5 protein-coding genes, 1 tRNA gene and 1 pseudogene are annotated in these 6,251 nt (G+C 46.0%); all 7 read left to right on the plus strand.

Annotated elements, in window-relative coordinates; genetic code table 11:
• Nucleotides 1-48: 48 nt before the first annotated feature.
• The 7 genes and pseudogenes from AC0J20_RS20155 (at nucleotide 49) to AC0J20_RS20185 (ending at nucleotide 6,136) form a co-directional block, all read left to right on the plus strand.
• Nucleotides 49-573 (plus strand): annotated as a pseudogene (locus AC0J20_RS20155) (SAM-dependent methyltransferase).
• A 58-nt stretch (nucleotides 574-631) separates the two neighbouring features.
• Nucleotides 632-2,587, plus strand: a complete 1,956-nt coding sequence (gene ftsH / locus AC0J20_RS20160) for an ATP-dependent zinc metalloprotease FtsH (protein ID WP_324255634.1) — start codon at nucleotides 632-634, stop codon at nucleotides 2,585-2,587.
• Between the two features lie 83 nt (nucleotides 2,588-2,670).
• Nucleotides 2,671-3,489 carry a dihydropteroate synthase gene (gene folP / locus AC0J20_RS20165; protein ID WP_473023105.1) on the plus strand — a complete coding sequence of 273 codons (819 nt, stop codon included), beginning with the start codon at nucleotides 2,671-2,673 and terminating at the stop codon, nucleotides 3,487-3,489.
• An 8-nt stretch (nucleotides 3,490-3,497) separates the two neighbouring features.
• Nucleotides 3,498-4,832 carry a phosphoglucosamine mutase gene (gene glmM, locus AC0J20_RS20170; protein ID WP_229530620.1) on the plus strand — a complete coding sequence of 445 codons (1,335 nt, stop codon included), beginning with the start codon at nucleotides 3,498-3,500 and terminating at the stop codon, nucleotides 4,830-4,832.
• A gap of 90 nt (nucleotides 4,833-4,922) precedes the next feature.
• Nucleotides 4,923-5,663 carry a triose-phosphate isomerase gene (gene tpiA / locus AC0J20_RS20175; RefSeq protein ID WP_473023106.1) on the plus strand — a complete coding sequence of 247 codons (741 nt, stop codon included), beginning with the start codon at nucleotides 4,923-4,925 and terminating at the stop codon, nucleotides 5,661-5,663.
• Between the two features lie 18 nt (nucleotides 5,664-5,681).
• Nucleotides 5,682-6,044, plus strand: a complete 363-nt coding sequence (gene secG / locus AC0J20_RS20180; protein ID WP_229530622.1) for a preprotein translocase subunit SecG — start codon at nucleotides 5,682-5,684, stop codon at nucleotides 6,042-6,044.
• Nucleotides 6,045-6,050: 6 nt separating this feature from the next.
• Nucleotides 6,051-6,136 (plus strand) — tRNA-Leu (locus tag AC0J20_RS20185).
• The last annotated feature ends 115 nt before the right edge of the window (nucleotides 6,137-6,251 follow it).

The following is a 6,251-nucleotide window of genomic DNA, read 5'->3' on the forward strand; positions in this document are numbered from 1 at the left end:
CTTCGTATCCTTAATATCGATTCGTTTAAATGACCAGGGAAAGCTCACATAGCCAGCAATAAACGCTGATTAAAAAACATTTTGATGACCTTTATGTGCAAAAGGTTGTGTGCAAAAGGTTGTGTGAACAAGACAAAAAAGCAAGGTCTGCGCTTACGAGCTGCATTTAAAATTTAAAAAATTCAGGAAAAAGATCAACAGATAAAACCGGGAATGACGGTTGTTGACTTTTTACAAGGGGCTACAGGGATGCGAGCGTTCTTGAAACCTTACTGAACAGAATCGACGGAAAGAACGTAGATGTTATTACATCTGATATGGCACCGAACATGAATGATAATGTTACGGTGGATTAAGCAGGGCGATGTGTTTAGTGGAATTGGCTTTTTATATGTACCAGTAATCCCTAAAAAAGTTGGCGCACTGGTAATAAACGTATTTCAGGGTGCAGGCTTTGATGAATACTTTAAAGCGCTTAAACAGGCCTTCAAAGTCATTAAAACCCGCAAACCAGACTTCTCCAGAGCGCGCTCAAGAGAAGTCTACCTTGTAGCTACCGGCTGGAAACTATAGTATCCTTCGTGGTTAGTGATGTTGTTTCGCAATTTAAGTTTTTATTGAGGTTATTACATTGAGTGATATGGCTAAAAACCTGATTCTTTGGTTAGTTATTGCTGTGGTATTGATGTCTGTTTTTCAGAGCTTTACCCCTGGTGATTCGGGCAAACGGCAAACCAGCTATGACCAGTTTATAAAAGAAGTTAATCAGGGCATGATCCGCGAGATCAGCATCGATAAAGAAACCGGTGAAGTCAGAGGACTAAAGCGCACCGGCGAGAGCTTTAATACTAATATTCCTTACTATGATGACGGCCTGATGGCTGATCTTCTGGATAACAATGTGCGCGTGGTCGGTATTCCACCGGCAGAGCCTTCCATGTTGGCAAATATTTTTATTTCCTGGTTCCCCATGCTGTTATTGATTGGTGTCTGGATATTCTTCATGCGACAAATGCAAGGCGGCGGTGGCCGAGGTGCGATGTCCTTTGGTAAAAGTAAGGCCCGGTTACTGGGTGAAGACCAAATTAAAACCACATTCCAGGATGTGGCTGGTTGTGATGAAGCCAAAGAAGAGGTGGTCGAGCTGGTAGATTTCTTGCGTGACCCTTCCAAATTCCAGAAGTTGGGCGGTAAGATTCCTAAAGGTGTCCTGATGGTTGGCCCTCCCGGAACGGGTAAAACACTTCTGGCAAAAGCCATTGCCGGTGAAGCTAAAGTACCATTTTTTACTATTTCTGGTTCTGACTTCGTAGAAATGTTTGTCGGTGTCGGCGCGTCTCGGGTGCGAGATATGTTTGAGCAAGCTAAAAAGTCTGCGCCTTGCATCATTTTTATCGACGAGATCGATGCCGTGGGCCGTCAACGCGGAGCCGGGTTAGGCGGTGGACACGATGAACGTGAACAAACCTTAAACCAAATGCTGGTCGAGATGGATGGCTTTGAAGGTCATGAGGGTATCATCGTTATCGCGGCAACTAACCGCCCTGACGTTTTAGATCCAGCGCTACTGCGCCCAGGTCGATTTGACCGCCAGGTCGTCGTGGGATTACCTGATATCCGCGGTCGTGAACAAATTCTTAAAGTGCACATGCGCAAAGTGCCAATTGCGGATAACGTTGAAGCCTCTGTGATTGCGCGTGGTACGCCTGGATTTTCCGGTGCTGATCTGGCCAATCTGGTTAACGAAGCCGCGTTATTTGCCGCCAGAGCCAATAAACGCCTGGTAAACATGGAAGAGTTTGAAAAAGCAAAAGACAAGATCATGATGGGGACTGAGCGCCGCTCCATGGTAATGTCTGAAGAAGAAAAAGCCATGACAGCGTATCACGAAGCGGGTCATGCAATTGTAGGCCGTTTGGTGCCTGAGCATGATCCTGTTTACAAGGTGTCTATTATTCCGCGTGGACGTGCATTGGGTGTAACTATGTACCTGCCGGAGCAGGATCGTGTGAGTCACACCAAGCAACATTTGGAAAGCATGGTGTCCAGCTTGTTTGGTGGTCGATTGGCTGAAGAGCTGATTTACGGTGCTGATAAGGTTACTACAGGTGCGTCAAATGACATTGAACGTGCCACCGATATTGCCCGTAAAATGGTCACACAGTGGGGTCTGTCAGATAAGATGGGGCCAATGCTGTACGCAGAAGAAGAAGGTGAAGTCTTCCTGGGAAGAAGCGTCGCGCAAGCAAAGCACATGTCTGATGATACCGCCAGAGCGATTGACGCAGAGATCAAAGGTGTTATCGACAGAAATTACGACCGTGCGAAAAACATCCTTGAAGAAAACATGGATATCTTGCACGCCATGAAAGACGCATTGATGAAGTACGAAACCATTGATGCTAAACAAATTGATGATTTGATGGAGCGTCGTGAGGTTCGCCCACCGGCTGATTGGGATAAAGACAATGATAAGTCTGATAAACCCACCGGGGGAGCGGGAGCCGAATCTGATCCTAAGCCTGAGGCTGAAGATAAGAATCCATCCAAAAACACGGTCGGCAAGCCGGGTGACCTTCCTGGTTAAATCCGCTAGACTGTTGAGATTATGAAGTTACTGACGCCTCATTCGAGGCGTTTTTTATAAGCGATTAAAAAATTCTACCGGCAATGGCACTACAACATAACATCAGTGGGCAACCCCAAATAATGGGGATTTTGAACGTGACACCTGATTCATTTTCTGATGGTGGTAAATATTCAGATTTAGACGCGGCTTTATTTCAGGCCGGGCAGATGATTACGGATGGCGCTGCTATCATTGATATCGGTGGTGAATCAACCCGACCAGGCGCTGCAGAAGTTTCAGTTCAGGAAGAACTGGACAGAACTATTCCTGTTATCGCCGCCATTGCAGCCAGGTTTGATGTATTACTCTCTATCGACACCAGTAAACCCGAAGTGATTTCGGCGGCGGTCGATGCTGGTGCCGGTTTGATTAATGATGTACGTGCTTTGCAATTACCAGGTGCGCTGGAAGCCGCAGCGAAAACCAATGCCGACATTTGTCTGATGCATATGCAAGGGCAACCCAGCTCCATGCAAAATGCACCGCAATATCAACATCTGTTAACTGAGATTACGCAGTTCTTTGAATCGAGAATTGCCGCGTGTGAGCAATCAGGTATCTCAAGAAACCGATTAATATTGGATCCGGGGTTTGGTTTTGGCAAAAGTCTTGAGCATAATTACCACCTGTTAGGAAATTTGTCGTATTTTGAAGCGTTGGGTTTACCCTTATTGGTGGGGTTATCGCGTAAATCTATGATTGGAAATTTATTAAAACAACCCGTAGATAAAAGGCTGGCGGGAAGCCTTGCCGGTGCCTTAATTGCCGTCCAGCAAGGTGCCAGAATAGTGCGGGTACACGATGTTAAAGCAACATCTGACACACTAAATGTATTACTAAAAACAATAGAGTTGATTTGAGAGACAGTATGAGAAAGTACTTTGGAACAGATGGAATTCGTGGTCGCGTTGGCGAGAATATGATCAACCCTGAATTTGTCACTAAGCTGGGATGGGCGGCTGGTAAAGTACTAGCCGGATACGGTACGAATAAAGTTCTGATTGGTAAAGACACCCGTATTTCAGGTTATATGCTTGAGTCTGCGCTGGAAGCGGGCCTGTCAGCGGCAGGGATTAATATTGGTTTATTGGGACCCATGCCAACACCTGCAATTGCCTACCTGACTAAAACCTTCCGGGCTGAGGCGGGAATCGTTATCAGTGCATCGCACAATCCGTACTATGACAATGGGATAAAGTTCTTTGGTTCCTCAGGTTTCAAATTGGATGACGACATTGAGTTGGCCATTGAAGCTGAAATGGAAAAACCCATGACCTGTGTCAGCTCGGATAAACTGGGCAAAGCAACCCGAATCAATGATGCTGCGGGCCGTTATATTGAGTTTTGCAAAGGTTGCTTCCCTTCAGAGTTGTCATTGCAGGGGTTAAAGATAGTGGTGGATTGCGCACATGGTGCCACTTATCACATAGCACCTGATGTACTGATCGAATTAGGCGCTGAAGTCGTTGAGATTGGCACCAATCCCAATGGCCTAAACATTAATGATAAAGTCGGCGCCACCTCGTTAGATTTGATTCAACAAAAAGTACTGGAAGAAAAAGCCGACCTGGGGTTTGCACTGGATGGTGATGGGGATCGCATCATGATGATCGATCACAAAGGCAATATTTTGGACGGTGATCAGATTGTATACATAATTGCCCGGGATAACCTGAAGTCAGGTAAATTAAATGGCGGTGGTGTAGTCGGCACGGCAATGAGTAATCTGGGACTGGAAATAGCATTGACAAAACTGGGTATCCCTTTTGCCCGGAGTAAAGTTGGCGACCGCTATGTGCTGGAGTTGTTGCAGGAAAAAGGCTGGTGCATTGGTGGTGAAAGTTCCGGCCATGTTTTAAATCTGAATGTTGCATCCGCAGGGGATGGCATTGTTTCGGGTTTGCAGGTGATTGCCTCGATGTTGAAATCGAATATGTCATTGTATGATTTGTCTCGTGGTATGGAAAAATATCCGCAAAAGTTGATTAACGTGCGTTTTAAAGAAGGTAACGATCCATTGCAATTACCCTCTGTTCAGGATGCCGTAAAAGAGGCTGAAGCCGAACTTGGCGATACCGGCCGCGTGTTACTTCGAAAAAGTGGTACGGAACCTCTGATTCGGGTCATGGTAGAAGCCCACGATGCGCCTTTGGCGAATAATTGGGCAGAATATATTGCAAGTGCTGTAAAAGAGGCCCTGTAAGCAATTATTTTAGTCGGAAATCTTGTAACTTGTGTGCGTCTTCGTTAATATCTCGCACCGCTCGAAATTGCAGAAAAAGCTAAATTAACTATGGCGATACAAAGAAAACCATTGGTAGCAGGTAACTGGAAACTGAATGGTTCTGACAGTTTGGTTGAGGAAATGAGTTCAGCGTTGCAAAAGGCTGAGATATCCTCCTCTGATGTTGTTATTTGTGTCCCTGCACCTTATTTGGCAAAATTCCAGAGCAGTGGATTTGATATTGGCGCACAGGATGTCAGTGAACATGACGCCGGAGCCTATACTGGCGAAGTCAGCGCTGAAATGTTGGCGGAGTGCGGTGCAAAATGGGTTATTGTGGGTCATTCTGAAAGACGTACCTATCATGCTGAATCCGACACTCAGGTAGCGCAAAAAGCTGCCATGGCAATCAAAGCCGGTTTAACGCCCATTGTTTGTTTTGGCGAAGAAGAAGAGATACGTGATAACGGGACCTACACAGACCATTGTATCGCGCAGCTTGCTGCGGTGATTGATGTGCTGGGTATTGAAAATTTTGCCCAATGCGTATTAGCCTACGAACCTGTATGGGCCATTGGCACCGGCAAAACTGCCAGTCCTGAGCAGGCTCAGGATATGCACAAATCAGTGCGCGACTTTATTGCCACTCATTCTGCTGATGTAGCGGCGGGAATGAGAATTTTGTACGGTGGTAGTGTGAAAGCTGATAATGCATCAGAATTATTTTCACAACCTGACGTAGACGGCGGCCTTATTGGTGGGGCCAGCCTTAAAGCTGAAGACTTTATTCAAATTTGTCGTTCAGCCTGAACTAATTAGAGACAGTAAATGTTATACGAAGTACTTTTAGTCATAGATTTGATTGTAGCGATTATGCTGATTGGTTTGATTCTGATCCAGCAAGGCAAAGGCGCTGACATGGGAGCCTCTTTCGGCGGCGGTGGTTCTAACACTGTTTTCGGCTCTACTGGTTCCGGAAATTTTCTCACCAGAACCACAGCGGTACTGGCAACTATCTTTTTTATCGTGAGCCTGGCACTGGGTAATATGTCAAACAATCAGGGTGGTACTGAAGATACTTGGGAAAACCTTGAGGTTCCGGCAGTAGAACAAACTGAAACACAACCTGCTTCTGGTGATGTTCCCGCAGCTGAAAAACAAGAGTCGGATAACGACGTACCTAATACCTGATAATACGCGGATGTGGTGGAATTGGTAGACACGCCATCTTGAGGGGGTGGTGAGCAATGCTCGTGAGGGTTCAAGTCCCTCCGTCCGCACCAATTAAAATACAAAACCGACGTAAGTCGGTTTCAGATTTATGATAAACCCCCGCTTTTTAGCGGGGGTTTCTTTTTTTAAGCAGCCGAAGGCTGCGATCGCGATTTTTTTCGTAAG

The sequence above is a fragment of the Planctobacterium sp. R6 genome (genome assembly GCF_055755215.1).